22 protein-coding genes are annotated in these 25,381 nt (G+C 71.0%); 16 read left to right on the forward strand and 6 right to left on the reverse strand.

Annotation, left to right across the window (positions count from 1 at the left end):
• Positions 1-6: 6 nt before the first annotated feature.
• On the reverse strand, positions 7-1,413 hold the full coding sequence (locus tag H490_RS26085; RefSeq protein ID WP_017884429.1) for an O-antigen ligase family protein: 1,407 nt from the start codon (positions 1,411-1,413) through the stop codon (positions 7-9).
• 47 nt (positions 1,414-1,460) lie between these two features.
• Here H490_RS26085 and manA point away from each other — a divergent pair, with 47 nt between their 5' ends.
• The 5 genes from manA to H490_RS26110 all read left to right on the forward strand — a co-directional run bounded on the left by manA (position 1,461) and on the right by H490_RS26110 (position 8,145).
• Positions 1,461-2,789 carry a mannose-6-phosphate isomerase, class I gene (manA, locus tag H490_RS26090; RefSeq protein WP_017884430.1) on the forward strand — a complete coding sequence of 443 codons (1,329 nt, stop codon included), beginning with the start codon at positions 1,461-1,463 and terminating at the stop codon, positions 2,787-2,789.
• A 117-nt stretch (positions 2,790-2,906) separates the two neighbouring features.
• Positions 2,907-3,305 carry a hypothetical protein gene (locus tag H490_RS26095; RefSeq protein WP_017884431.1) on the forward strand — a complete coding sequence of 133 codons (399 nt, stop codon included), beginning with the start codon at positions 2,907-2,909 and terminating at the stop codon, positions 3,303-3,305.
• Positions 3,305-4,252, forward strand: coding sequence for a bifunctional riboflavin kinase/FAD synthetase (locus tag H490_RS26100; RefSeq protein WP_017884432.1), 948 nt, complete (start codon positions 3,305-3,307; stop codon positions 4,250-4,252). The genes H490_RS26095 and H490_RS26100 overlap by 1 nt, the downstream gene beginning before the upstream one ends.
• Positions 4,253-4,555: 303 nt before the next feature.
• A complete protein-coding gene (locus H490_RS26105) occupies positions 4,556-6,754 on the forward strand; it encodes a DEAD/DEAH box helicase (RefSeq protein WP_017884433.1) in 2,199 nt (732 codons plus the stop codon).
• A 353-nt stretch (positions 6,755-7,107) separates the two neighbouring features.
• Entirely contained in the window at positions 7,108-8,145 is a 1,038-nt protein-coding gene (locus H490_RS26110; RefSeq protein ID WP_031290110.1) for a 6-phosphofructokinase, read from the forward strand.
• 145 nt (positions 8,146-8,290) lie between these two features.
• Here H490_RS26110 and H490_RS26115 read toward each other — a convergent pair whose 3' ends face one another.
• Positions 8,291-8,563 (reverse strand): mycoredoxin, encoded by a 273-nt coding sequence (locus H490_RS26115; protein WP_017884435.1) that lies wholly within the window; start codon positions 8,561-8,563, stop codon positions 8,291-8,293.
• Between the two features lie 302 nt (positions 8,564-8,865).
• Between H490_RS26115 and H490_RS26120 the strand changes: the two genes are divergently transcribed.
• The 5 genes from H490_RS26120 (at position 8,866) to ilvA (ending at position 14,451) form a co-directional block, all read left to right on the forward strand.
• The gene (locus tag H490_RS26120) at positions 8,866-10,182 is read left to right on the forward strand and encodes an inorganic phosphate transporter (protein ID WP_017884436.1); all 1,317 of its coding nucleotides are present in this window, start codon (positions 8,866-8,868) and stop codon (positions 10,180-10,182) included.
• On the forward strand, positions 10,179-10,478 hold the full coding sequence (locus H490_RS26125) for a hypothetical protein (protein ID WP_017884437.1): 300 nt from the start codon (positions 10,179-10,181) through the stop codon (positions 10,476-10,478). Before H490_RS26120 ends, H490_RS26125 begins: the two co-directional genes overlap by 4 nt.
• A 45-nt stretch (positions 10,479-10,523) precedes the next feature.
• Positions 10,524-11,927, forward strand: a complete 1,404-nt coding sequence (locus H490_RS26130; protein WP_031290111.1) for an aldehyde dehydrogenase family protein — start codon at positions 10,524-10,526, stop codon at positions 11,925-11,927.
• Between the two features lie 83 nt (positions 11,928-12,010).
• Positions 12,011-13,207, forward strand: a complete 1,197-nt coding sequence (locus tag H490_RS26135; RefSeq protein WP_017884439.1) for an AI-2E family transporter — start codon at positions 12,011-12,013, stop codon at positions 13,205-13,207.
• Entirely contained in the window at positions 13,204-14,451 is a 1,248-nt protein-coding gene (gene ilvA, locus H490_RS26140; RefSeq protein WP_017884440.1) for a threonine ammonia-lyase, read from the forward strand. The genes H490_RS26135 and ilvA overlap by 4 nt, the downstream gene beginning before the upstream one ends.
• A gap of 221 nt (positions 14,452-14,672) precedes the next feature.
• On the opposite strand, the gene H490_RS26145 is transcribed toward ilvA, so the two are convergent.
• Positions 14,673-15,272: a TetR/AcrR family transcriptional regulator gene (locus tag H490_RS26145; protein WP_017884441.1), complete on the reverse strand. Its 600-nt coding sequence runs from the start codon at positions 15,270-15,272 to the stop codon at positions 14,673-14,675.
• Between the two features lie 243 nt (positions 15,273-15,515).
• Here H490_RS26145 and H490_RS26150 point away from each other — a divergent pair, with 243 nt between their 5' ends.
• The 3 genes from H490_RS26150 to H490_RS26160 all read left to right on the forward strand — a co-directional run bounded on the left by H490_RS26150 (position 15,516) and on the right by H490_RS26160 (position 19,686).
• Positions 15,516-17,231: an amidohydrolase gene (locus H490_RS26150; protein WP_017884442.1), complete on the forward strand. Its 1,716-nt coding sequence runs from the start codon at positions 15,516-15,518 to the stop codon at positions 17,229-17,231.
• A gap of 136 nt (positions 17,232-17,367) precedes the next feature.
• The gene (locus H490_RS26155; protein ID WP_017884443.1) at positions 17,368-18,777 is read left to right on the forward strand and encodes an APC family permease; all 1,410 of its coding nucleotides are present in this window, start codon (positions 17,368-17,370) and stop codon (positions 18,775-18,777) included.
• Positions 18,778-18,891: 114 nt separating this feature from the next.
• Complete coding sequence (locus H490_RS26160; protein ID WP_017884444.1) at positions 18,892-19,686, forward strand: TSUP family transporter; 795 nt, start codon at positions 18,892-18,894, stop codon at positions 19,684-19,686.
• 124 nt (positions 19,687-19,810) lie between these two features.
• Here H490_RS26160 and greA read toward each other — a convergent pair whose 3' ends face one another.
• Together greA and H490_RS26170 are read right to left on the reverse strand one after the other, a co-directional pair.
• The gene (greA, locus tag H490_RS26165) at positions 19,811-20,296 is read right to left on the reverse strand and encodes a transcription elongation factor GreA (protein ID WP_017884445.1); all 486 of its coding nucleotides are present in this window, start codon (positions 20,294-20,296) and stop codon (positions 19,811-19,813) included.
• A 249-nt stretch (positions 20,297-20,545) separates the two neighbouring features.
• Positions 20,546-21,010 carry a DUF4307 domain-containing protein gene (locus tag H490_RS26170; protein WP_238560338.1) on the reverse strand — a complete coding sequence of 155 codons (465 nt, stop codon included), beginning with the start codon at positions 21,008-21,010 and terminating at the stop codon, positions 20,546-20,548.
• A gap of 85 nt (positions 21,011-21,095) precedes the next feature.
• Here H490_RS26170 and mca point away from each other — a divergent pair, with 85 nt between their 5' ends.
• From mca to recQ, 3 genes are read left to right on the forward strand one after another with little or no spacing between them, the layout of a single operon-like run.
• On the forward strand, positions 21,096-21,962 hold the full coding sequence (mca, locus tag H490_RS26175) for a mycothiol conjugate amidase Mca (protein WP_031290113.1): 867 nt from the start codon (positions 21,096-21,098) through the stop codon (positions 21,960-21,962).
• Positions 21,959-22,222 carry a hypothetical protein gene (locus H490_RS26180; protein WP_152424267.1) on the forward strand — a complete coding sequence of 88 codons (264 nt, stop codon included), beginning with the start codon at positions 21,959-21,961 and terminating at the stop codon, positions 22,220-22,222. The genes mca and H490_RS26180 overlap by 4 nt, the downstream gene beginning before the upstream one ends.
• A 6-nt stretch (positions 22,223-22,228) precedes the next feature.
• Positions 22,229-24,421 carry a DNA helicase RecQ gene (gene recQ / locus H490_RS26185; RefSeq protein WP_017884449.1) on the forward strand — a complete coding sequence of 731 codons (2,193 nt, stop codon included), beginning with the start codon at positions 22,229-22,231 and terminating at the stop codon, positions 24,419-24,421.
• Positions 24,422-24,494: 73 nt separating this feature from the next.
• On the opposite strand, the gene trhA is transcribed toward recQ, so the two are convergent.
• Positions 24,495-25,298: a PAQR family membrane homeostasis protein TrhA gene (trhA, locus tag H490_RS26190; protein ID WP_017884450.1), complete on the reverse strand. Its 804-nt coding sequence runs from the start codon at positions 25,296-25,298 to the stop codon at positions 24,495-24,497.
• Between the last annotated feature and the right edge of the window lie 83 nt (positions 25,299-25,381).

A 25,381-nucleotide genomic window follows, 5' to 3' on the forward strand; every position in this document is an offset into this window, starting at 1 on the left:
ACGGTGTCACCGCCGATGTGAGGAGATCGTCGGCACCTCGACGCCGCCGGTCTCGCGGGGGATCGGCACCCGTCGCCACGGCAGCGCGGTCGGTTCGGCGTCCTGAGACGGCAGCTCGAAGTCGAAGCGCGATTTGACCGCCAGCAGCACGAGCAGCACCCAGTTGCCCTCGATCAGCAGCCGGCTCTCGGTGAGCGACTGCACGAGGAGTGCGACCATCACGAGGAACGGCCACAGCGCGCTCGTCGCGTAGGGCAGCGGCGGCCCGAAACCGCGGCGCGGCGGATCCACGGCGCGGAACCACACGCGCCAGACCGTGAGCACCACGAGCGGAGCGAAGGCGAGCAGCCCCACGATGCCGAGCTGCAGCCACACGTCGAGCCACGCGTTGTGCGCGCTCATCACGGGCAGGCCGGCCTTCTCGTCGAGCGACTTGAACGGCTCGGCCCAGGGCGCCCAGTAGCTGACCCAGCCCCAGCCGAACCAGGGCCGCTGCTCGGCGAGCCCGATCACGGCCTCCCACGTCTCGAGGCGGCCGGTCATGTCGCCGCTCTTGCCGAGCAGCCCGAAGACGAAGTCGCGCGCGAACAGCACGGCCGCGGTGGCGGCGACGATGAGTGCGCCGCCGGTCGCGTAGAGCGGCACCCGTCGCTCCGGCCCCAGCCGGCGGGCCCACAGCGCGAGCGCGAGGGCGACGCACACGGCCGCGAGCGCGACCCAGACCGTCGCGCCCCGCGTCAGCAGCAGGGTCGCCGCCGACAGGAGCACCCAGAACCAGCCCGTGAAGGGGCGCACGAGGCCCGCACGCAGCTGGATCCCGAACACGATCAGCCCCAGCAGTGCCAGGAAGCCGAGCAGCACCGAGCTGGCGACGAGGCCCTGGATCGGGCCGCCCGCGAACAGCAGGTCACGGCTCCAGTAGAGCAGCTTCGAGGGTGTGCCCTCGTCGGGCACCTCGACGAACACCAGGAAGTTCTGGAACACCGGCTCGCGGATCAGCAGCGACACCCCGAGCTCGAACACCAGCGACAACCCGATGAGGTATCGCAGCGCCGTGCCGAGTGTGCGCAGCACCTCGTGCCACGTGAGCACGAACGCGAGCACGACCGCCAGCAGCGTCGTCGCGAGCTGGGCGAGCACGCCGAGCACGCTCTCGAGCCGGTACTGCGACCACGCGATCGACAGCGCGGCGAGGGCGAGGAACCAGTAGAGCGGGGAGGGGAGCCGGTACCAGCGGAAGCGGGCGGGCCTCTCGCGCACGAACAGCACGACCCCCACGACGGTGAGCGCCAGCGCGAGGGCGAGGAACCCCCACCAGCCCACCACGTTGCGCACCCCGTTGCTGCCGAGGGTGAGCACGAACACGCCGATCGCGTACGCGCTCACACCGAGTCGGGTTCTGCTCTGCGCCATAGTCGGTATGGTAGAGCATTGGACCTCCGCGACCTCTAAGGAGTGGCGTGCTGATCTTCATCGAGAACACCCCGCGCGCATACGCGTGGGGGTCGAAGGATGCCCTGCCCGACATGCTCGGCCTCGCGCCCACCGGGGAGCCCCAGGCAGAGCTCTGGCTCGGCACCCACCCGGGCAGTCCCGCGCACGTCGCGAAGGCCTCCGCCGGCGCCCGCACCCTCATCGACCTCGTCGAGAGCGATCCGGATCGCTACGGCGTGGACGGCGGGCCGCTGCCCTTCCTGCTCAAGGTGCTCGCGATCGGGGCGCCGCTCTCCCTGCAGGTGCACCCCGATCTCGCACAGGCCGCGGCGGGCTTCGCCGCCGAGGAGGCCGCCGGGGTGCCGAGAGACGCGCCGCACCGCAACTACGGCGACCCCAACCACAAGCCCGAACTGCTCGTCGCCCTGAGCGAGGTGACCGCGCTCAGCGGCTTCCGCCCGCTCGCGGCCGCGAGACGGGAGCTGCTGCTGCTCGCGTCGGCCGCGCGGCAGGCGGGGGAGATCGAGGGCGCCTCGGCGCTCGAACGGGTCGAGGCGCGACTGCGGGGCCCGGATCCCGAGGCGCTGCGGCGGGAGTTCCTCGAGTGGGTGTTCAGCGGCGACCCCGTCGTAGCGCGGGCCCTCGACGCGATCGCGGCGGCGGTGCCCCGGATCGATCCCGACGGGGAGCCCCGAGGGTCTGCCGAGACCGATCCCGCGTCGTCGGTGCGCGAGCCCGAGCGGCAGTTCGACGCGGCGCGCGCCGCCGCGCTGCGCGACCTCGTCGGATCCCACCCGGGCGATCCCGGGGTGCTCGTGTCGCTGCTGCTGCACCTCGTGCGGCTCGACCCGGGCGACGCCGTCTACCTGCGCGCCCGTCAGCTGCACGCCTACCTGAGCGGCATCGCGGTCGAGGTGATGGCGTCCTCCGACAACGTGCTGCGCGCCGGTCTCACTCCGAAGCACATCGACATCGCCGAGCTCTGCCGCATCGTCGACACCGGCGAGATCGCCGAGCCACGCTTCCCGGGCGAGCGCGTGGCGCGCGGGCTCGTGGCCTGGCGCCCCGACGTGCCCGACTTCGCGCTGCTGCGCGCCAGGCTCTGCGATCCGGAGCAGAGCGCGAGCGGCGCGGCCCCGGCCGACAGCGCGCCGTCCGTCGACGTGTCCGCGAAGTGCCCGCTCGTGCTCATGGTCACGTCGGGGCGTGTGCGCGTCGAGCGCCGGGCCGAGGGCGAGCACGGGCTCGCCGAGGTGGCCTCCGCCCGCCGCGGGCAGTCGCTCTACGTGTCGGCGGGCGACCCGATCCGGCTCACCGGTCACGGCGAGGTGTTCCTCGCGACCACCGGCGGCTGAGGGTCTCGGCCGCGCGCGGGTAAGCTGTTGGTCGTGTCGAATCCCCGGTCCAGCAGCGAACAGCCATCCACCGCAGCAGCGACGAGCGCCGCGGACAGGCTCGGCGGTCTCGGCAAGGTGCTGATCGCCGTCTACCTCGTGCTGGCCATCGCGGCGACCTTCCGATCGGTCTACCAGATCATCACGAAGTTCGACGAGGCGCCGCTCGCCTACTCCCTGTCGGCCGTCGCCGGCGTGGTCTACATCGTCGCGACGATCGCCCTCATCAAGCGCCGTGGCGTCTGGCGCGCGGTCGCGTGGTGCGCGCTCGTGTTCGAGCTCTGCGGGGTGCTCATCGTCGGCACGCTCAGCCTCACGGCCCCCCAGCTCTTCGCCCACCCCTCCGTCTGGTCGCAGTACGGCATCGGCTACGTCTTCATCCCGCTCGTGCTGCCGGTGCTGGGCCTGCTGTGGCTGCGGAGCACCGCGCGCGCGGCCGGTGCCGGTGCCGCCGCGGGCGGTGAGGGATCGGCCTGATGCGCGTCATCGAAACGCTCGAGGCGATCCGACCCGCCGACTATCCCGAGGGCAGCGGCGTCGCGATCGGCAAGTTCGACGGGCTGCACCTGGGACACCGGGCGATCCTGCGCACCCTCATCGAGGGAGCGCACGCCGCCGGCCGCCCCGCCGTGGTGCTCACCTTCGCGAACAACCCCCTCAGCCTGCTGCGCCCCGAACTCTGCCCCCGCCCGCTCATGAGCCGCGAGCAGCGGCTCGAGGGCTTCGAGGCCGCCGGGGTCGACGATTGCGTGATGATCGAGTTCGACGAAGCGGTGGCCTCGATCCCCGCGGCAGATTTCGTGCGCGACGTACTGGTCGGGCGGCTGCGCGCCAAGCACATCATCATGGGGGCCGACTTCCGGTTCGGCCACCGCGGCGCGGGCGACGGCGGGCTGCTGCGAGAGCTGGGGGAGCGGTACGGATTCAAGGCCGAGACGCTCCAGTTGGTCGCCGCGGACGGCACCGGGGAGGTGTCGTCGTCGCGAGTGCGCGAGGCGGTGCTCGCGGGTGACGTCGAGGCCGCCGGGCGAATGCTCGGCCGGTCGCCCGTCGTGCGCGGCGAGGTCGTGCGGGGCGACGCGCGCGGGCGCGAGATCGGATTTCCCACCGCCAACCTCGGCGGTGAGATCGAGGGCCTCGTGCCGGCCGACGGCGTCTACGCCGGGTGGGCGGTGCTCGGCGACGACGACGCGGATCCGCGTCCCGCCGCGATCTCCGTGGGCAACAACCCCACCTTCACGCCCGACGCGCTGTCTCGCGTGGAGGCGTTCCTGCTCGACTTCTCGGGCGACCTGTACGGGCAGCGGATCGAGGTGCGCTTCGCGCATCGGCTGCGCGGCATGGAGCGCTACGACTCGCTCGACGCGCTGCTCGAGCAGATGCGAGCCGACGTGGTGCGCACCCGGGAGCTGCTGAGCCGCTGATCTGCCGATCCGGCTCACGGCGTTCCGCGTGAGCCGGATCCCTGATCGCGCCGCTCCGGATGAACGAGCCGAGGGGGTCATGGGCGGCTCGTGCACCGGAACGCCGCCCGTGCCGACGACATGCTCCCGGTGTTCGGGAAATCCTGGGGCTCTCGCAGGTGCGGATGGTAGGATCGGAGCACGGTCGCGATCCGCGAAGCGTTCTCGAGCCCCATGCCGCGCATGAGGTCAGGCTCTGAAGCCGCATGCGACCCCGGCTCCGGCATGCAGGCCGGGGCTGCACCACGCCGATCAGGAGATCCATTGGCACTCACCACTGCCGAGCGTCAGCCCGCTGCGAACAGCGCAGCCGAGCACACGCCGAAGTCTTCCCGCGCCCAGAAGGCGCAGAACGCCCAGAAGGGCGGCCAGCAGCGCGGCGGCGCTCGCCGCAAGCACACCCACAACGAGGGCATCATCCCGCTGCTCGCCCGCGCCGTGCGCGAGGTCGAGGCGTCCGCTCAGCGCGGCAAGGCCTCGCCCGCCGGCCGCACGAAGTTCCACGTGATCGCGCTCCTCATGCGCGAGGAGCGCGCCCGCGTCAAGACCGACGAGAACGTGAGCGAATCCGAGCGCACCGAGACGCTGAAGCGGCTCGACGGCGTCGCCGCGATCCTCGCGAAGACCGCTGCGCGCGACACGAGCCTCATCACCCTGCTCGAGCCGACCGCGCCCATCACCGAGGCGACCCGTCTGCTCAAGCGCAAGATGCTCACCCAGGCCGGCATCGAGCTGCCCGAAGAGCAGCCGAGCAAGGCCGAACCCGCTCGGGCGTTCGTGCCGCCCGAGCTCGCCGAACGCCAGGTCGAGCCCGCGGGCATCGAGACCCGCATGCTCGCCAATCCCTTCCTCGCGCCCGACCTCACTCCGCCCCGCAAGCCGACCCCGGTGGTGCGGCTCGCCAACTGGGAACTGCTCGGCCCCCTGCTCAAGTCGTTCGAGCAGGGCGGCGGAGGATCCGCGTGCATGGAGCTCCCCGAGCCCCCCGTGCCCGACCGCCTCGCCCCGGCCGGCCGCGAACTCATGCCCCACCAGGCGCGCCTCCTCGCGAGCGTGCGCGACGGGCACCGCAGCTTCCTGCTGGCCGACGAGCCCGGTCTCGGCAAGACCGCGCAGTCGGTGCTGGCCGCCTCGGTCGCGGAGGCCTACCCGCTGCTCGTCGTCGTTCCCAACGTCGTCAAGATGAACTGGGCTCGCGAGGTGGAGCGGTGGACCCCGCAGCGCCGCGTCACCGTCATCCACGGCGACGGTCAGGACATCGACGCGTTCGCCGACGTGTTCGTGGTCAACTACGAGATCCTCGACCGCCACCTGAGCTGGATCTCCCGCTTCGGGTTCAAGGGCATGGTCGTCGACGAGGCCCACATGATCAAGAACGTGCAGTCGCAGCGGTCGCGCAACGTGCTCGCGATCGCCGAGCGCATCCGCGAGCGCACCCCCGGGGTCTCGCCGCTGCTCATCGCTCTCACCGGCACCCCCCTCATCAACGACATCGACGACTTCCGCGCCATCTGGCGCTTCCTCGGCTGGATCGACGCCGAGAAGCCGGGTCCCGAGCTCATGGCGCGGCTCGAGAGCAACGGGTGGACGCCCGCCGACCCCGCCTTCTACCCAGAGGCGAGGCAGAGCGTCGTCGACATGGGCATCGTGCGCCGTCGCAAGATCGACGTCGCGGCCGACCTGCCGGCGAAGCGCGTGGTCGATCTGCCCGTCGAGCTCGACGACGAACTGGGGCGCGGCATCCGCGAGGCCGAGGCGAAGCTCGCCCGCAAGCTGCTCGACCGCTTCACCGCGGTCAAGAACGGCAAGCTCGGCGAGAAGCTCTCGGACGACGCGATCATCCGCATGGTGTGCGCCCAGGAGCTCGAGGAGTCGAACGCCTCGAGCGACGGCACCAACGTGTTCACCATGGTGCGCCAGATCGGCCAGGCCAAGGCGGGGCTCGCCGCCGACTACACCGCGCAGCTCGCGCGCTCGGTCGGCAAGGTGGTGTTCTTCGCGAAGCACATCGACGTGATGGATCGGGCCGAGGCGCAGCTGGCCGAGGCGGGCCTGCGCACGGTCTCGATCCGCGGCGACCAGACCGCGGCGTTCCGCCAGGACCAGATCGACGCGTTCAACAAGGATCCCGATGTGGCGGTGGCGGTCTGCTCGCTCACCGCGGCGGGTGTGGGCGTCAACCTGCAGGCCTCGTCGAACGTGGTGCTGGCCGAGCTCAGCTGGACCGACGCCGAGCAGACGCAGGCGATCGACCGCGTGCACCGCATCGGTCAGGAGGAGCCGGTCACCGCGTGGCGCATCGTCGCCGCTCAGACGATCGACGCGAAGATCGCCGAACTGATCGACGGCAAGGCGGGGCTCGCGGCGCGCGCTCTCGACGGCGCTGCGGCGCCGGCCGAGGACGCCGATTCGGTGCAGCTGCTCGCGCTCATCGAGGTGCTGAACAGGGCGCTGGCGCAGTAGGCGGACGCGCCAGCGTTCGCCGCGCCAGCGCGGCGCCCACAGGCGCCGGCCCACGGAGCGGAGCGCGGGGTGGCTGGCGCAGTAGGCGGACGCGCCAGCGTTCGCCGCGCCAGCGCGGCGCCCACAGGCGCCGGCCCACGGAGCGGAGCGCGGGGTGGCTGGCGCAGTAGGCGGACGCGTCAGCGTTCGCCGCGCCGACCTGTCCGATTCCGTGCCGATTTTGGCCGGATTCGATCTGTCAGCTCCATTCTTGCCACGGCTAGCATGGAGCACGTCAGAGGTCGTGCGCACTGGCGCGACCCCGGGACGCGGGCATCCGGGCCCGTGCGGCAGTCGATTCGAGGGAGACCCACATGCGCATCGGTGTGCTCTGCTCAGGAGGCGACAGCCCCGGTATGAACGCGGCGATCCGGGGGGCGGTGCTGCGCGGGGTCGACGTGCACGGCTTCGAGATGGTCGGCTTCATGGACGGCTGGCGGGGGTTCCACGAGGGAGACCGGATCCCGCTCGACCGGTCGGCGGTGCGCGGCCTGTCGCCGCTCGGCGGCGTGATGCTCGGCACGAGCCGGGTGCCTCCGTTCGCGAAGGGCAGCGACCCTGTCGAGGGCCTGCGGGCCGTGCGGGATCGTGCGGCCGAGTACGGCCTCGACGGCCTCCTGCTGATCGGCGGCAACGGCACCCAGACCGTCGCGAGCCTGCTCGACGAGGGGGGCGTGCCCACGATCGGACTGCCCAAGACCATCGACAACGATCTCGGGGGCACCGACTACACCTTCGGCTTCGACACCGCCGTGTCGATCGCCTCGGAGGCGATCGACCGCCTGCGCACCACGGGCGAGTCGCATCGGCGCTGCATGGTGCTCGAGGTCATGGGCCGAGACGCGGGGTGGATCGCCCTGCACGCGGGCATGGCGGCCGGCGCCCAGGTCTCGCTGATCCCCGAGTTCCCCGAATCGATCGAGCAGATCGGCGAGTGGGTGCTGAGCGTGCGGGATCGCGGCCGCTCATCGCTCGTGGTCGTCGCCGAGGGCTTCCGCCTTGCGGGCGCCGACCGCGCGGTGACGCGCGAGGGGCTCGACGGCTTCGGTCGGCCGCGGCTGGGCGGCGTGGCCGAGGTGCTCGCACCGCTCATCGAGCAGCGCACGGGGATCGAGACTCGCGCCACGGTGCTCGGCCACGTGCAGCGGGGCGGATCGCCGACGGCCTTCGACCGAGTGCTCGCCACCCGCACCGGCATCGCCGCCGCCGACGCCGTGCTCGCGGGGCAGTGGGGCACGATGGCCGGTCTGCGCGGCGACCGCATCGAGATGGTGCCGCTCGAGGAGGCGGTGGGTCGGCTGAAGACCGTGCCTCCCGAGCGCTACGAGGAGGCTCGCCTCAACTTCGGGTAGCGCCGCGGTCGGATCGGCTCGCATCCGCTCTTCGGGGCGTAGCGGTTCTTCGGAGCGGATCCGGTGCTGCGATCCGAAACGTTGGCGAGCTCCGAGATTTCGAAGACGACGATCCGGGCCGCGCAGAGAGCGGCGGGTGCCGCGGCTACAGCCCGAGCGCCGCCTTGACGTCGTTCAGCGACGGATTGGTGGCGGTCGTACCGTCGGGGTACACCACCGTGGGCACCGTCTGGTTGCCGCCGTTGACCTGCTCGACGAGCTCGGGGGTGCCCGGGGTGTGCTCGATGTCGACCTCGCTGTACCCGATGCCGGTCTTGTCGAGCATCAGCTTCAGGCGTTTGCAGTAGCCGCACCACTCGGTCGAGAACATGGTGATGGTGCCCGCCTCGGGCACGTAGTCGGTCAGCGCTGCGCTCATGTTCCGCTCCTCGCTCGTGATGCGATCCTGGGCTCAGCCTACTCGCGCGACCTCCGAGCCCGCCGGGTGCGGCGAGCCCCGCGAGGGGAGCGAGGGCGATGGTCGGGCCGACGGATCGCCGGGCCTTCCGAACGCCAGGTGAACGGGCGGTGAACTTCAGCCCCTGGCTTGACCTGTGCTGGGCGAGGTGAAACCATAATGTACGGCGCGCGCGGTGTGCCGATGTCCTCGGAACGAACTGTGAACATCGGGTGTCTTCGCGGGTGATCCAAGCACCACATGCTCCCGAACGAAAGACGCCGGTGGAACTCACTCTCATCGTGCTGCTGGTCATCGTGCTGGCACTCTTCTTCGACTTCACCAACGGCTTTCACGACACCGCCAACGCGATGGCCACCCCCATCGCGACCGGTGCGCTCAAGCCGAAGACCGCGGTGCTGCTGGCCGCGATCCTCAACCTCGTGGGCGCCTTCCTCTCGACCGAGGTGGCCAAGACCATCTCGGGCGGCCTCATCAACGAGGGCGACGGCGGGGTGCTCATCACCCCCGAGATGATCTTCGCCGGCCTGATCGGCGCCATCGTCTGGAACCTGCTCACGTGGCTCTACGGGCTGCCGTCCAGCTCGTCGCACGCGCTCTTCGGCGGCCTCATCGGCGCGGCCATCGTGGGCGCCGGCATCTCGTCCGTCAACGGCGGCGTCTTCCTCTCGAAGATCCTGATCCCGATGCTCGCCGCGCCCCTCACCGCCGGCATCGTCGCGTTCACGGCGACCCGCGTCGCCTACGCGATCACACGACGCCACGACGGCAAGAAGGACGGCCGCGGGCGTTTCCGCTACGCGCAGATCGCGTCGTCGTCGCTGATCGCGCTCGCGCACGGCACCAACGACGCGCAGAAGACCATGGGTGTCATCACGCTCACACTCGTCGCGGCGAACCTGCAGGATCCCGGCACCGGTCCGCACCTCTGGGTGATCACGGCCTGCGCGCTCGCGATCGCGCTCGGCACGTACTCGGGCGGTTGGCGCATCATCCGCACTCTCGGTGCGGGCCTGACTCAGGTGAAGCCGGCGCAGGGCTTCGCGGCCGAGACCAGCACTGCGGCCACGATCCTCGCCTCGAGCCACCTGGGCTTCGCGCTCTCGACCACGCAGGTCGCCTCGGGGTCCGTGATCGGATCCGGCCTCGGCCGTCGCGGTTCGAGCGTACGCTGGCGCGCGGTCGGCCGCATCAGCCTCGGCTGGCTCTTCACGCTGCCCGCCTCGGGCGTCGTGGCGGCCGTAGCCGCGCTCATCGCGCATATCGGCCCGATCGGCATCGTCATCGACGCGGTGCTCGGCTTCGGCTTCATCCTCTTCATCTTCTGGCGCTCGCGCCGCAACCGCGTCGATCACTCGAACGCGATCCCGGTGCCCGACGTGGCCGAGGCCGGCTACGCCGTGCGCGTGAAGAAGGGCAAGATCAAGAAGGTCAAGACGAAGACCGGCACGATCCCGCCGCTCACCCCGGTCGCGCAGTCGGCGGCGCGCGATGACATGGCCGCGCGCGAAGCCGTGAAGGCCGCCAAGGGGGCGGCCGCCGAGAAGCGCGCGGACGAGGCCCGGGAGGATGGCCGATGAACATCGACTGGATGGCGTTCCTGATCGTCTTCGCCTCGGCCCTGCTGGCGGCGGTGTTCGTGGTGGCGCTCTACTCGCTCGGGATCCGCTTCCTCGCGACCCCCGCGCCCCGCGCGCCCCGCGCCGACGGCAGCTTCGAACCCGACGGGCCGTCTCGCGATGACGAAGACGACGATGTCGACGATCTGGGTCGGCCCCGGTGGGCGACCGTCGCCGCCAACGTCTGCTTCGCGCTCTCGGCCCTCGCAGTGCTGGTGGGCATCTTCCTGATCATCCCCGCGCTGCACTTCTGGTGATCCGCCGCCCCGCCGACTGTCGGGGGACGGGAGTAGCCTGTGCGCATGAGCGAGACCCAGGTCGATCGGATTCCAGGTATCGTGGCCGGGCTGCGCCACGGATTCGAGCGCGGGATCACCCGTCCTGAGGCGTGGCGGCGCGAGCTGCTGCAACGGCTCCGAGCGCTGCTGCTGGAGCGCGGCGCCGACTTCGAACGCGCGCTGCACGACGACCTCGGCAAATCAGGCACCGAGGCGCAGCTCACCGAGATCGGGTTCCTGGTCGCCGAGATCGACCACGCGCTCGGGCACCTGCGCGCGTGGATGCGCCCACGTCGCGCGGCAGCGCCGTTGGCGGTGCAGCCGGCCTCGGCGCGGGTCGTGCCCGAGCCGTTGGGCGTCGCCCTCGTCATTGCCCCGTGGAACTACCCGCTCATGCTCGCGCTCTCGCCCGTGATCGGCGCGATCGCCGCGGGCAACGCGGTGGTCGTCAAGCCGAGCGAGCTCGCACCCGCCACCTCGAGACTCATCGCGAGCACCGTGCCCGACATCCTCGACCGTCGCGCCGTCGCCGTGGTCGAGGGCGGCGTGCCCCAGACCACGGCGCTGCTCGAGCAGCGCTTCGACCACATCTTCTACACGGGCAACGGGCGGGTCGGCCGTATCGTGTCCCGCGCCGCCGCCGAGCACCTCACCCCGGTCACGCTCGAACTCGGCGGAAAATCACCCGTGTACGTCGACGGCACCGTCGACCTGGCGGAGAGCGCGAAGCGCATCGCCTGGGGCAAGTTCATGAACGCGGGCCAGACCTGCGTCGCCCCCGACTACGTGCTCGGAACAGCGCCCGTGCTGCGAGCTCTCGGGCCCCTGCTCGCCGAAGCGATCCACGACCTGTACGGCAGCGCGCCGCACCGCAACCCCGACTACGGCCGCATCGTGAACGACGCCCAGTTCGAGCGCCTGCTCGGCTACCTCGACGACGGCGAGGTGCTGGTGGGCGGTGGCCACGACGCCGACAGTCGCTTCATCGAGCCGACCGTGCTGGTCGGCGCCGATCGGGAGTCGGCCGTGATGCGCGACGAGATCTTCGGGCCGATCCTGCCGCTCGTCGAGGTCTCCGGCCTCGACGACGCGCTCGCGTTCGTGACCGGTCGCGACAAGCCCCTCGCCGCCTACGTCTTCAGCGATTCGGCGCCCGTGCGCGAGCGCTGGGAGCGCGAGACCAGCTCGGGGGCGCTCGGCTTCGGCGTGCCGGTGCTGCACCTCGTCGCGCCCGAACTGCCCTTCGGCGGTGTCGGCGAGAGCGGCACCGGCGCGTACCACGGCGAGCGCTCCTTCCGGGCGTTCAGCCACGAGAAGGCCGTGCTCTCGAAACCGCTCGCCCCCGACACGCTTGCCGCCACGATCATGCCGCCGTTCACGCCGCAGAAGGACGCCCTGGTTCGCCGGTGGCTGCGAAAACTGCTGTGAGCGCGGGCCGAGCGCCCCGGCAGGCGAGCCCAGCCCACGCGCATATAAGCGGTTGTGCAACCGCTGCTCGGTAGGATTGTGCCGTGGAAGAGCCCAGAAGCGAACTCGGCGACGCCGTGCACGACGATGCCGCGCACGAGCTGCCCCTCGGCGTGCGGGTCGCTGCGGCCTGGTCGTGGCGCCTGATCCTCATCGGCGTCGCCTGCGCGGGGGTGCTCTGGCTCATCGTGCAGGTGCGGATCATCGTGATCCCGCTGCTCGTCGCGATCCTGCTCACCGCACTGCTCGCGCCCGTCGTGCAGTGGTTCGAGAGGCGCGGCGCACCCCGCTGGATGGGCGTGCTCTTCGCGCTCGCGATGTTCGTCGCGGCGGTGTGGATCCTCGTCACGCTCATCGCGACTCAGCTGCGCAGCGGCTTCGATGACGTCGCGAAGCGCTCCGAAGAGGTGTGGTGGCAGCTGCTGCACTGGGGCGAGGCGACGCTCGGGTTCTCGGCCGTCGAGGTCGAGGGCTTCACCGGGCAGATCATGAAGACGGTCGAGGAGCACCAGTCCGAGATCTGGAACGGCGCCCTCGGCGTCGCGACGACCGCGGGCCAGCTCATCACCGGCACCCTGCTCACCCTGTTCTCGCTCATCTTCATGCTGATCGACGGGCGCCGCATCTGGTTCTGGGTGCTCGGCTTCCTGCCGGCCAGGGCCCACGCCCCCGTCGACGCCGCCGGGCGCGCCGGCTGGATCTCGGTCGGGCAGTACGTGCGCGTGCAGATCTTCGTAGCCTTCGTCGACGCCGTCGGCATCGGCGCCGGTGCCGCCCTGCTCGGAGTGCCGCTGGCGATCCCGATCGCGGTGCTCGTGTTCCTCGGGTCGTTCATCCCGTTCCTCGGCGCCATCACCACCGGCGCCCTCGCCGCGTTCATCGCGCTCGTCTACAACGGGCCGGTCAACGCGCTCATCATGCTCGGCGTGGTGATCCTCGTCAACCAGATCGAGGGCCACGTGCTGCAGCCGCTCGTCATGGGCAGCGCCGTGAAGGTGCATCCGCTGGGCGTCGTGCTCGCGGTGTCGACCGGCGCGCTGCTCGCGGGCGTACCCGGGGCCCTGTTCGCGGTGCCCATCGCGGCCTCGGCCAATTCGATCGTCAACACGCTGGTGCAGAAGCAGTGGCAACCGGGATCCGATCCTGTCGCCGACTACCACCGTCGCGAGAAGACCTCTCTGCGGGCCCGTCATCGCGCCCGCAACGTCGCGCGCCTGCTGCGCAAGGAAGGACATTCATGAGCGAGGCCGCTCCCGCCGCCCCCACCCTCGAAGACTTCGAGCGCGCGCTCGAGACGGTACACCGGGTGACCCAGCGCACCCCGTTCGAGTCGTCGCGCTACCTCGCCGAGGTGCTCGACGTGCCGTACGTCTACCTCAAGTGCGAGAACCTGCAGCGCACGGGCGCGTACAAGCTGCGCGGCGCCTACAACCGTCTGACGCAGCTCACCGCCGAGGAGCGCGCCCGCGGCGTGGTCGCGGCTTCGGCAGGCAACCACGCCCAGGGCGTCGCATTCGCCGCGCGGGAGCTCGGGATCAGGGCCACCATCTTCATGCCGCTCGGCGTCGCCCTGCCGAAGCTGCAGGCGACTCGGCACTACGGGGCCGAGGTGGTGCTCGAGGGCGCCACCTTCGACGAGACCAACCGCGCCGCGCAGGAGTTCGTGGAGCAGAGCGGCGCGATCTTCATCCCGCCCTTCGATCACCCCGCCGTGATCGAGGGTCAGGGGACCGTCGCGCTCGAGATGCTGCAGCTGCAGCCCGAGATCGAGACCCTCATCGTGCCCATCGGCGGCGGCGGGCTCATCTCGGGTGTGGCGTCGGCGGCCAAGCAGTGGGCCGAGCGTGCGGGGCGCCCGATGAAGGTCATCGGCGTGCAGTCCGAGAACGCGGCCCCCTACATGCCGTCGCTCGAGGCCGGCCACCCGGTGACCATCCAGACCAGACCGACGATCGCCGACGGCATCGCTGTCGCCCGTCCGGGCGAGCTGAACTTCGAGATGGTGCGCGAGTACGTCGACGAGGTTGTGACCGTCAGCGACGACGACATCGCCCGCGCCATCGTCATGCTGCTCGAGCGGGCGAAGCTCGTGGTCGAGCCAGCGGGTGCTGCGGGCGTCGCGGCGATCCTCGCGGGCAAGGTGCACGCGTCGGGCGTCACCGCGACGATCCTGTCGGGCGGCAACATCGATCCGCTGCTGCTGCAGCGCGTGATCGGCCACGGGCTCGCGGCGTCAGCTCGCTACCTCAAGCTGCGGATCCTGCTGCCCGACGTTCCGGGCCAGTTGGTGCGCACGGCGTCGATCGTGGCCTCGCAGAACGCCAACGTGGTCGAGGTGATCCACACCCGGCACGCGACCGAGCTTCCGATCAGCGAGGTCGAGCTCGAACTGCACATCGAGACCCGCGGTCCGGAGCACGGCGACGCGGTCGCGCAGGCGCTGCGCGACGCGGGCTACACCGTGCGGGTGGGCGAGCGGTACTAAGGAAAAACGCGCCAGCGTTGTTGGGTACCGCTCGCGGCCGCTGTGCGGCCGGCCCACGGAGCGCAGCGAGGGGTGGAGCGGTACTAGGGAAAAACGCGCCAGCGTTGTTGGGTGCCGCTCGCGGCCGCTGTGCGGCCGGCCCACGGAGCGCAGCGAGGGGTGGAGCGGTACTCGCCCGGAGCGAAGCGTCGGGTCGGGATTCGGCGAAGCTCCGGCGCGCGTCACTCGGGGAGGGCGGCTCCGGCCTGTGCGGCGAAGAGGTGGATCGCGCGCTTGGCGTCGTCGAGCGTGATGCTGCCGCCGGCGACGATGTGCAGCCCGTAGGCGTCTTCGAGTGCGACGAAGTTCATGGCGACGTCGTCGAGGGGGCCGGTGAGCGAGAACGCCCCCGACTCGACTCCCTCGGAGAGGATGCGGCGGTAGAGCTCGAGCTGTTCGCGGTAGAGCCGCTGCACGAGTTCGTCGTGCAGCGGCGACTTACCGGCGAGCACGTCGAACTCGTAGAGCAGGCGCATGAGGGCGTCGTCGGGCCCCTCGGGCAGGCCGGCTTCGATGGCGGTCGCGAGTTTCGCCGCGGCGCCCTGCTGACGCGCGACGAGCGCGGCGCGTTCGGATCCGACGCGCTCCATGCCGGCGGCGTGCGCCTCGACGAGGATCGCCTCGAGGTCGTCGTAGTAGTAGAGCAGCGCTCCGCGGGTGACGCCGGCCTGGTTGGCGACGTCGGTGAGCGAGAGGTTGCGCAGTCCGTGTTCTGCGGCGGCGGTGAGGGCGGCGTCGACCACCTCGCGGCGGCGCTGCTTCTGGGTGCTCGGGCGTGCCATGCCTGCCAGTATGCCAGGCGCGACGGGCGGGTCGTTCGTGGCGACAGCGCGCATCACTCGCGGCATCGGCCCCCGGGGAGGCTCTGCGCGGTCGGCTCGCGGAAGGGTGCCGGCGCCGAGCGGGTGTGCGGCCAGCACGTGTTTCTTGACATTCGAGTAAATTAATTTACTCTGGAGTGAAAGAACTTGATCCTCGGCACCGCGCGCCGTCAGCGCGGCCGAGCCGCACACGCAGGAGATGACATGGCCGTCGACACCCTCTACACCGGTGGCAGGATCCGCACCTTCGATCCCGACCAGCCCTGGGCGGAGGCCCTCGGCGTCACCGGCGACCGCATCGCCTACGTGGGATCGGACGTCGACGCCCCCTCCGCGCGCCGCACCGTGCAGCTCGAGGGCCGTCTGCTCACCCCGGGCGTCGCCGACACCCACAACCACCTGCTGCTCGGCTTCGACGACCTCGCCGTGAGCCTCGACCAGGTCACGAGCCTCGATGTCGTGCGCGCCCGCATCGGCGAGTTCGCAGAGACCCACCCCGAACTCGAGTGGATCTGCGCCGAGAACGCCCTCTACTCCGTCGTCGAGGGCCGCCGGCCGAACGCCGACGACCTCGTGGGCGTCACCGACAAGCCGGTCTTCATCACCACCTACGACCAGCACTCGGTCTGGCTCAACCGCCCCGCACTCGCCAAGCTCGGCATCCTGAACGGCGGCGACATCGCCTGGGGCAACCCCGAGATCGACGCCGCCACGGGCGAGCCCACCGGCTGGGTCACCGACTTCTACACGAGCGCCATGACGATCGACGGCCTCGCCGAGCTGCAGCGCGACATCCCCATGTACTCGCCCGATCGCCGCTACGCGAAGATCGCGAACAGCCTCGACATGGCCGCGCGCTTCGGCATCACGACCGTGGTCGAGCCGCAGGTGCCCCTCGCCGAGCTCGACCTCTTCGCCCGTGCCGAGCGCGAGGGGCGCCTCACGAGCCGCACCATCGCCGCGATCTACCATCCGGTCGGGGCCGACGGCGACTTCCGCGCCCGCATCACCGAGGCGATCCGCGACACACCCCAGCACGAGCGCTTCAAGCTCGGTCCCGTCAAACTGTACGCCGACGACGTGATCGAGCCCCACACCGCCGCGATGCTGCAGGACTACGCCAACCGCCCGGGCCACCGCGGTCACACGAGCCTCGAACCCACCGAGTTCACGAGGCTCTTCACCGAGCTCGACCGCCTCGGCTACCAGGTGCACACGCACGCGACCGGCGACTGGGGCATCCGCCTCACCCTCGACTCGATCGAGGCCGCGCAGCGCGCGAACGGCCGCACCGACACCCGCCACGGCATCGTGCACGTCGAGTGCCTCGATCCCGACGACCTGCCGCGCTTCCGCGACCTCGGCGTCGTCGCCGCGATGCAGCCCCGCCACGCCTCGCCCGATCTCGTCGCCGGCACCTGGATGGAGAACGTCGGCGAGGCCCGCTGGGACCGCGCGTGGCGGTTCCGCTCGATGATCGACTCGGGCGCGCGCGTCACCTTCTCGAGCGACTGGCAGGTCGGCGAAATGGATCCGCTCGTGGGCGTCTACAGCGCCATGACCCGCGCCGGCCTCGACGGTTCCCAGGCGTGGACGCAGGGCGAGCGCGTCGGCCTCGACGCCACGCTCGAGGCGTACACGCGAGGCGGGGCCGAGGCGTTCCACCACGAGAACGCGCTCGGAATGCTGCGCGAGGGCTACCTCGCCGACATCGTCGTGTGGTCGGGCGACCTCTACGACATGGATCCCGCCGAGATCCTCGAGCAGCGTGCCGACCTGACGGTGGTCGGCGGGTCGGCGATCCACGACGTGCGCGGCGAGCTCGGCGGCACGGCGGCCGCGGCGGCGGTGCAGGATCCGGCCGGCGCCGGCCAGAGCTGCAGCGAGCCCGACGACAGCCACCACTGCCACTCCCACTGATCCGCTCCGATTCCCTGCCCGGCTCGCCCTCTGAACCTGGCGGGGCGGCGAGCGCACTCGCTCCCGCTCCTCCGAGAGGCTCGGGAGCGGCACGAGCCCGGCGAAGCCCCGATACCACGAAGAAGTGAAGGAACCCATGTCAACGCTCCCCTCCCGCTCAGCCGTCGCCACGGGCGACGACCAGCTGGCCCACACGATCACCCATCAGCCCGGGCAGCTCAAGCGCACCCTCAAGCTGCGCCACCTCGTGTTCATCGGCCTCGCCTACATGGCGCCCATGGCGGTGTTCGACATGTTCGGCATCGTGGCCGACGAGACCGACGGCCACGTGCCGCTCGCGTACCTCGTGGTGATGGTCGCGGTGCTGTTCACCGCCTTCAGCTACTCCCGCATGGTGCGGTTCTTCCCGATCGCGGGGTCCGCCTACACCTACGCGAAGGAGGCCATCAACGCGCACCTCGGCTTCCTCGTGGGCTGGGCCGCGACGCTCGACTACCTGCTGCTGCCGATGATCAACGCGATTCTCTCGGGCATCTACATGGGGGCCGTGTTCCCCGAGGTGCCGTTCTGGGTGTGGGTGCTGCTGACGGTCGGCATCTGCACGGCTCTCAACCTGGTGGGTGTGAAGCTCGCCGCGAGCATGAACGTGCTGCTCGTCTCGATCCAGCTCGTCGTCGCCGTGGTCTTCGTCGTGCTGACGATCGTGAACATCGTGAACGGGGCGAACGGCGCCGAGTTCACGATCCAGCCCTTCTTCTCGAGCGACATCCAGGCTGCCGCGATCGCCGCCGGCGCCGCGATCCTCGCCCTCTCGTTCCTCGGCTTCGACGCGGTCTCGACGCTCGCCGAGGAAGCGGAGCAGCCCACGCGCGACATCCCGCGCGCCATCTTCATCATCGTCGCGGTGGCGGGCGCCTTCTTCATCACCGTGACCTACGTGATGCAGGTGCTCTTCCCCGACGTCTCGCAGCTCGCCGACATCGTGGGGGCGTCGCCCGAGATCGCGAAGTACGTCGGCGGCGCCGCGTTCCAGGCGATCTTCGTGGGCGGCTACATGATGGCGGTGCTGGGCTGCGGCATCACGCAGCAGATGAGCGCCGCCCGCCTGCTCTACGCGATGGGGCGCGACGGCGCGCTGCCGAAGCGCCTGTTCGGCCGGGTGAGCCCCAGCGGGGTGCCCATCGGCAACGTGCTGCTGGTCGCGGCGATCGCCCTCACCGCGCTCTTCGTCGACCTCGACCAGGCGGCCTCGATGATCAACTTCGGCGCGTTCATCGCCTTCACCTTCGTGAACCTCTCGGTGATCTTCGTGTTCTTCCGCTTCCTCAAGCGGCGCGGAGCCGGGGCGTGGCTCGGCTTCGTCGCGGTGCCCGCGATCGGCGTGGCGATCAACGTGTGGCTGTGGTTCAGTCTCGACACCGTGTCGATGATCATCGGCGGCGTCTGGATCACGATCGGCCTCGTCTACCTCGTCGTGAAGACGCGCGGCTTCCGGGCCGCGGCTCCCGACCTCACGGGCCCGATCAACATCGGCATGTACGAGTAGGCGGCCCGACCCGGAGGGGCGGCGAGCGGCGCGGAGACGCGCGGCTCGCCGCCCCTCTGGCTTCAGCGCCCGTTCGGTGAGAGGCTACCGGAGGTGAGTGCGAGCGCGGCGACGATGACGTTCCTTCCGGGGGACGCCGACTGGGGTGTGCTCGCACTGCTCATCGTCGCCGCGTTCGCCGCGGGCTGGATCGACGCGGTCGTGGGCGGCGGCGGCCTGCTGCAGCTGCCGGCGCTGCTGCTCGTGCCCGGCATCACGCCCGTGCAGGCGCTCGCCACGAACAAGCTCGCCTCGATCTTCGGCACCGCGACGAGCAGCGCCACCTACTACCGGCTGGTGCGCCCGAGCCTGCGCACGGCGCTGCCGATGGCGGCGATCGCGCTGCTCGGAGCATTCGGCGGGGCGTCGGTGGCGGCGTTCCTGCCCGCGCAGGTGTTCAAGCCGATCATCGTGGTCGCGCTGATCGCGGTGGCGCTCATCACGCTCTTCAAACCGGCGCTCGGCGCGGTCACCCGCCTCAAGCACCGCGGGTCGCGTCACGTGGTGATCGCGACCGTCGCGGGCGCGGGCATCGGCTTCTACGACGGCGTGCTCGGGCCGGGCACCGGCACCTTCCTGGTGATCTCGCTCGTGGGCCTGCTCGGTTACGACTTCCTGCAGGCGAGCGCCAAGGCGAAGATCGTGAACTTCGCGACGAACGCGGGGGCGCTGCTCTTCTTCATCCCGCTGGGCGCGGTGCTGTGGCCCCTCGGGCTAGCGATGGGGCTCGCGAACGTCGTCGGCAGCCTCATCGGGTCGCGCATGGCGATCGCGAGGGGCACCCGTTTCGTGCGCACGCTGTTCCTCGTGGTGGTGGGAGTGCTCATCGTCAAACTCGGGTTCGACGTCTGGAACGAGAACCTCGCCTGAGGCTGCGGCGGCCCCTTCGCGGGAGGGAGCGCGGCGCTGCGGCGGGCACGCAGCAGGGCTCGGGATCGCGCACCGCGATCCCGAGCCCTGCGTCGGCGAGCGGCTCGGCTCGTGAGCGAGCGGCTCAGCCGGTGTAGGTGTCGACCGCGAGGATCTTCACCGGGATCTGGTTGCCGTTCGGGGCGACGTAGCTGGTCTCGTCGCCGATGCCCATGCCGATGATCGCGAGCCCGAGGGGGCTTTCGGCGCTGTAGACGTCGAGGTCGGAGCCGTCGGCGAGCTCGCGGCTGCCGAGCAGGAAGCGCTCCTCGTCGCCGAAGATCTCGGCCGTGACCACGGTGCCGACCTCGACGACGCCGCTCGCCTGGGGGGCCTCGCCCACGACGGCGTGCTTCAGCAGTTCCTCGAGGTCGCGGATGCGGGCCTCCATCTTGCCCTGCTCGTCTTTCGCGGCGTGGTAGCCGCCGTTCTCCTTGAGGTCTCCCTCTTCGCGTGCGGCTTCGATGCGCGCCGCGATGTCCTTGCGACCCGGCCCCGAGAGCTCATCCAGCTCGGCCTTGAGTCGATCGTAGGCGTCCTGGGTCAGCCAGGTCTGGGTGGGCTCGGCCATGTCGATCCTCGTTTCCTTGGTTGTTCCTGACGTCGCAGCGCACCGGTGGCGCCGTGTGCGCTGATGCTCAGGGATACACACAACGCCCCGACCGAGTCAGGGCGCAGCCTCCAGGGTATCACCGCGACCGCGAGCCGGGAGGGCGCGATCCGATGCGGCCCGTCCGTCACGGGTCGGCCCCTCGCCGCGGCCCCGGACGCCCGCTCGAGGGGAGCCGGCTCCGTCGCCGCGCCCGGAGGTGAGGCCGCGCTACTCGACCACCCAGCACTCGCGGGCGGTCGCCGCGGTGGCCGGGTTGGTGGTGATGAGACGAGTGGTGACGGCGTGGGTGTGCTCGTCGGTGAGCGGCAGCTCGACCACCTTCCAGCCGACGGTGGCCTTCGTCGTGTTGAGCGCCTCGACCGCGCACGCGACCGGGGTGCGCGGCGGTGCGCTCACCTCGAACTTCACGTCGAGGGCGAAGTCGCTGACGCGGGTGAAACCGATGTCCTGCCAGGAGACGCGGTTCGTGGTCTGCCAGCCGCTGAAGAGCAGGTAGCCCACCCCCGCGAGCACCAGCGCGCCCGCGGCGATCCAGCCGAAGCGCCGGTCGATGCTGCGACGGCGGCCGGTTCCGTAGCGATCGTCGAGCGACTGGGTGGCGCCGGGAGCCGCAGCGGAGGGCGAGGGATCGGCTCCGGGGGGCTGCGCCTGCGCCGCTGCCGCATCCAACACGGGAACCTCCGATGCGCACTGGGTAAACTGTGTGATCGTTGCCAGCGTACCGGGATCCGCCCGGGAAGCACGTGAGAGGACTCGCATGACCCTCAGGTTGATCGCAGTGCACGCCCACCCCGACGACGAGTCGAGCAAGGGGGCGGCGACGTACGCGCACTACCTCGATCAGGGCGTCGAGGTGCTGATCGTCAGCTGCACCGGCGGCGAGCGCGGCGATGTGCTCAACGAGCTGGTCGCGCGCGACCCGAAGAGCCGACGTGATCTCGCGGGCCTGCGCCGCGACGAGATGCAGAACGCGCAGCGCATCGTGGGCTTCGAGCATCGGTGGCTGGGCTACCAGGACTCGGGGCTGCCGGGCGAGGGCGATCCGGTGCCCGCCGGATCCTTCGCCGACATCCCGGCCGAGGTCTCGGCCGAGGCCCTCGTGCGCGTCGTGCGCGAGTTCCGCCCCCACGTGATGATCACCTACAACGAGCAGGGCGGGTACCCGCACCCGGATCACATCCGCTGCCACGAGGTGAGCCGCATCGCCTGGGAGCGCTCAGGCGACGCGGGCGCCTACCCCGACGCGGGGGCGCCGTGGAGCATCAAGAAGCTCTACTACGAAGAGATCTTCAACGCCGAGCGCGTCATGACCGTCTACCAGTGGCTGCTCGACCACGAGCCGCAGTCGCCGCTGATCGAGCAGTTCTCGGAGCTCAAGGAGTGGATGTCGCGCCGTGCCTACCGCGGCACGGCGAAGATCGAGGTGGGGCGCTTCTTCGAGCGTCGCGACGAGGCGCTGCGCGCGCACGCGAGCCAGGTGCCGCCCGACAGCGCGTTCTTCTTCTGGCCGAACGAGCTGCAACGGCAGGCCTGGCCGTTCGAGGACTACCGGCTCGCGGCGTCGCGCGTGGCGACGAGCGAGTTCGAGGCCGATCTGTTTCAAGGAATCGAGGAGGACGCGTGAGCGTGTGGAGTGTGGTGGCGCGAGTCGCCGAGGAGAGCACGGAGTTCGACCCCAACAAGGTGACGCCGGGCTTCGAGGGCTTCGTGTTCACGGGCCTCATGGCGGCGGGCATCATCGTGCTCGGCTTCCTGCTGGTGAACCGCCTGCGCCGCAACGCGTACCGGCACCAGGTGCGCGAGGACATCGAGCGGGAGCTCTCGGACGAGAACGGCGGATCGCCGGATCAGGGTTCCGATCCCGAAGCCGACCAGCGGAACTGACGCGCCGTGAGCGGTCGCGACGGGAAGCCCGCGCTCGGCACCGGAGCCGGGTCTGAGGCGTTCGGCGACCCCGGCGAGTTCGGTGGGGGCTTCGACGCCGACGGGGCTTTCGACACCGACGAGCGCTGGCCGGGGGAGGCCTGGGGCGCTCCCGCACCCGACGGCTGGGCGGGCCGCGGGGCGTCGATCGGGGGCCGGCCCGCGGGGGAGCGGGCGGGATCGGCGCCCCTCGATCCCGAGTCGTCGCGCTCTGCCGCGGCGACCGCCGCCGCACCGCTTGCGGCACCCGGTGCCGCTGCTGCCGCTGCCGGTGCCGCTGCTGCCGGTGCCGCCGCCGGCGGCCCGCACGTCGGCCAGGACCCGCTCGCGGTGCTCGCCGAGGTCTTCGGATATGAGTCGTTCCGGGGCGACCAGGAGGCGATCGTGCGCCAGGTCGTCGACGGGGGCGACGCCGTCGTGCTCATGCCGACCGGCGGCGGCAAGTCGATCTGCTACCAGATCCCTGCGCTCGTGCGCGAGGGCACCGGGGTCGTGCTGTCTCCGCTCGTGGCGCTCATGCACGACCAGGTCGCGGCGCTGCAGCTCGCGGGCGTGCGCGCCGCCGCCCTGAACTCGGCGATGTCGATCGAGGATCGCCGCGAGGTCGAACGCGCCTACCGCGCGGGCGAACTCGACGTGCTCTACCTCGCCCCCGAGCGGCTCTCGGCGCCCGGCACGGTGCAGCTGCTCGAACAGGGGCGCATCGCCCTCTTCGCGATCGACGAGGCCCACTGCGTCTCGCAGTGGGGTCACGACTTCCGACCCGACTACCTGCGCCTCGGCGCCCTCGCCGAGCGCTGGCCCGACGTGCCCCGCATCGCGCTCACCGCGACGGCCACCCCCGAGACCCACCGCGAGATCACGGAGCGCCTGCACCTCGAGAAGGCCCGGCACTTCGTGTCGAGCTTCGACCGCCCGAACATCCGCTACCGCATCGTGTCGAAGCAGAACGCGCGATCTCAGCTCATCGCCTTCATCCAGGGCGAGCACTCCGGCGACGCCGGCATCGTCTACGCGCTGAGCCGCAAGCGGGTCGAGCAGACGGCCGCCTCGCTGCGCGACGCCGGTATCGACGCCGTCGCCTACCACGCGGGGTTGCCCGCGCACGAGCGGCTCGACGCCCAGACCCGCTTCCTGCGCGAGGACGGCGTGGTCGTGGTCGCCACCATCGCCTTCGGCATGGGCATCGACAAGCCCGACGTGCGCTTCGTGGCGCACATCGACCTGCCCAAGTCGATCGAGGGGTACTACCAGGAGACGGGGCGCGCCGGCCGCGACGGGCTGCCCTCGCAGGCGTGGCTCGCCTACGGGCTGCAGGACGTCGTGCAGCAGCGCCAGATGATCGAGTCGGGCGACGGCGACGCCGCGACGCGCGCCAATCAGACGCGGCACCTCAACCAGATGCTCTCGCTGTGCGAGGGCGTGGAGTGCCGTCGCCGGTTCCTGATCCGCTACTTCGGTCAGGACGCCCCCGAGGCGTGCGGCAACTGCGACGTCTGCCTCGACCCGCCGAAGCTGTGGGACGCGACGACGCCGGCCCAGATGCTGCTCTCCACCGTCATCCGCACCCAGCGGGAGCGGAACCGCACCTACGCCGCGGGCCAGCACATCGACGTGCTGCGCGGGGTCGGCTCCGAGCGCGTCACCCAGATGCGGCTCGACGAGCTCTCGACGTGGGGCATCGGCAAGGAGTGGTCGGTCGCGCAGTGGCGGGGGCTCGTGCGCCACCTGCTCGCCGTCGGGCTGCTCGAGGCGCGCGGCGAGTGGGGCGTGCTGGCGCCCACGGACGCGGCGAAGCCCGTGCTGCGCGGCGACGAGCAGGTCATGATGCGCGAGGAGGTCGTCGCGAAAGCCGGCTCGGGTCGGAGCGCCCGCGGCTCGCGGGCGGCCGGATCGGCGGCGGGAGCGAAGCGATCGGCCGCTGCCGCCGACCTCAGCCCCGAACAGGCCGAGGTCTTCGAGCGCCTACGGGAGTGGCGCGCGGGCGAGGCGCGCAAGCAGGGCGTGCCGGGCTACGTCGTCTTCGGCGACGCCACGCTCGCCGCACTCGCGGTGCACCGACCGACGAGCGACGACGAGATGCTCGCGATCTCGGGCATCGGCCAGGTCAAGCTCGAGCGCTACGGGGCCGCAGTGCTCGAGGTGCTCGCCGCGGGCTGATCCGGTCGGACGGCTCTGTGGCCGGCGCGGGTGCGGGACCCGCCGCGGGCCGATCCGCGCGACTGACCCCGTCTTACCGCAGGTAGACCGGATCGAGCGCGACGAGCAGCGCGGCCGTCCAGTGGCACAGGAACGCGAGCACCGTCAGCGCGTGGAAGATCTCGTGGAAGCCGAACACGCCGGGCACGGGATTCGGTCGCTTGAGGCCGTAGACCACCGAGCCGAGCGTGTAGAGCAGACCGCCCACGATCACGAGCACCATCGCGGCCGGGCTCGCGTGGTAGATGTCGACGAGGAACATGACGGCCGCCCACCCGAGCAGCACGTATAGGGGAACGTAGAGCCAGCGCGGCGCCCCGATCCAGAACACCCTGAACCCGATGCCGAGCAGCGCGCCCGCCCACACGAGCACCAGCAGCAGCACGCCCTTGTCGAGGGGCAGCGCGAGCAGCGCGATCGGAGTGTAGGTGCCCGCGATCAGCAGGAAGATGTTGGCGTGGTCGAGGCGGCGGAACACCTGCTTGGTGCTGGGTTTCCAGTCGAAGCGGTGGTAGAGCGCCGAGACGCCGAAGAGCAGCATGCTCGAGAGCGTGTAGACGACCGACGCCCACTTGGCGACGGGGCCGTGCGCGAGCGAGATGAGCACGATGCCGGCGGCGATCGCGACGGGGAACATCCCCGCGTGGATCCACCCGCGCCAGCGGGGCTTCGGCTCGCCGCCCGCTGCGGGGGCGGGCTCGCCGCCCGGCTGGTCGTGGGCGTGGTCGAGCGCGTCGGCGAGCAGCGGGAGGGAGAAGCGGTCCGGCTCCGGGAACGGTCGCTCCTCGGCGGACTCGGGCAGCGGACGTGGTGCTTCGGGGGAGCCGGGCGTGCTCATGCTTCGAGTGTATGTTCCATACAGTTCCACCAGGGCATATATGTGCGGATCCCCAGCCGCCGGCCCCGGGATCGCCACCCGCG

The organism is Leucobacter sp. UCD-THU, from assembly GCF_000349545.1.
In the GTDB taxonomy this organism is placed as follows: Bacteria; Actinomycetota; Actinomycetes; order Actinomycetales; family Microbacteriaceae; genus Leucobacter; species Leucobacter muris.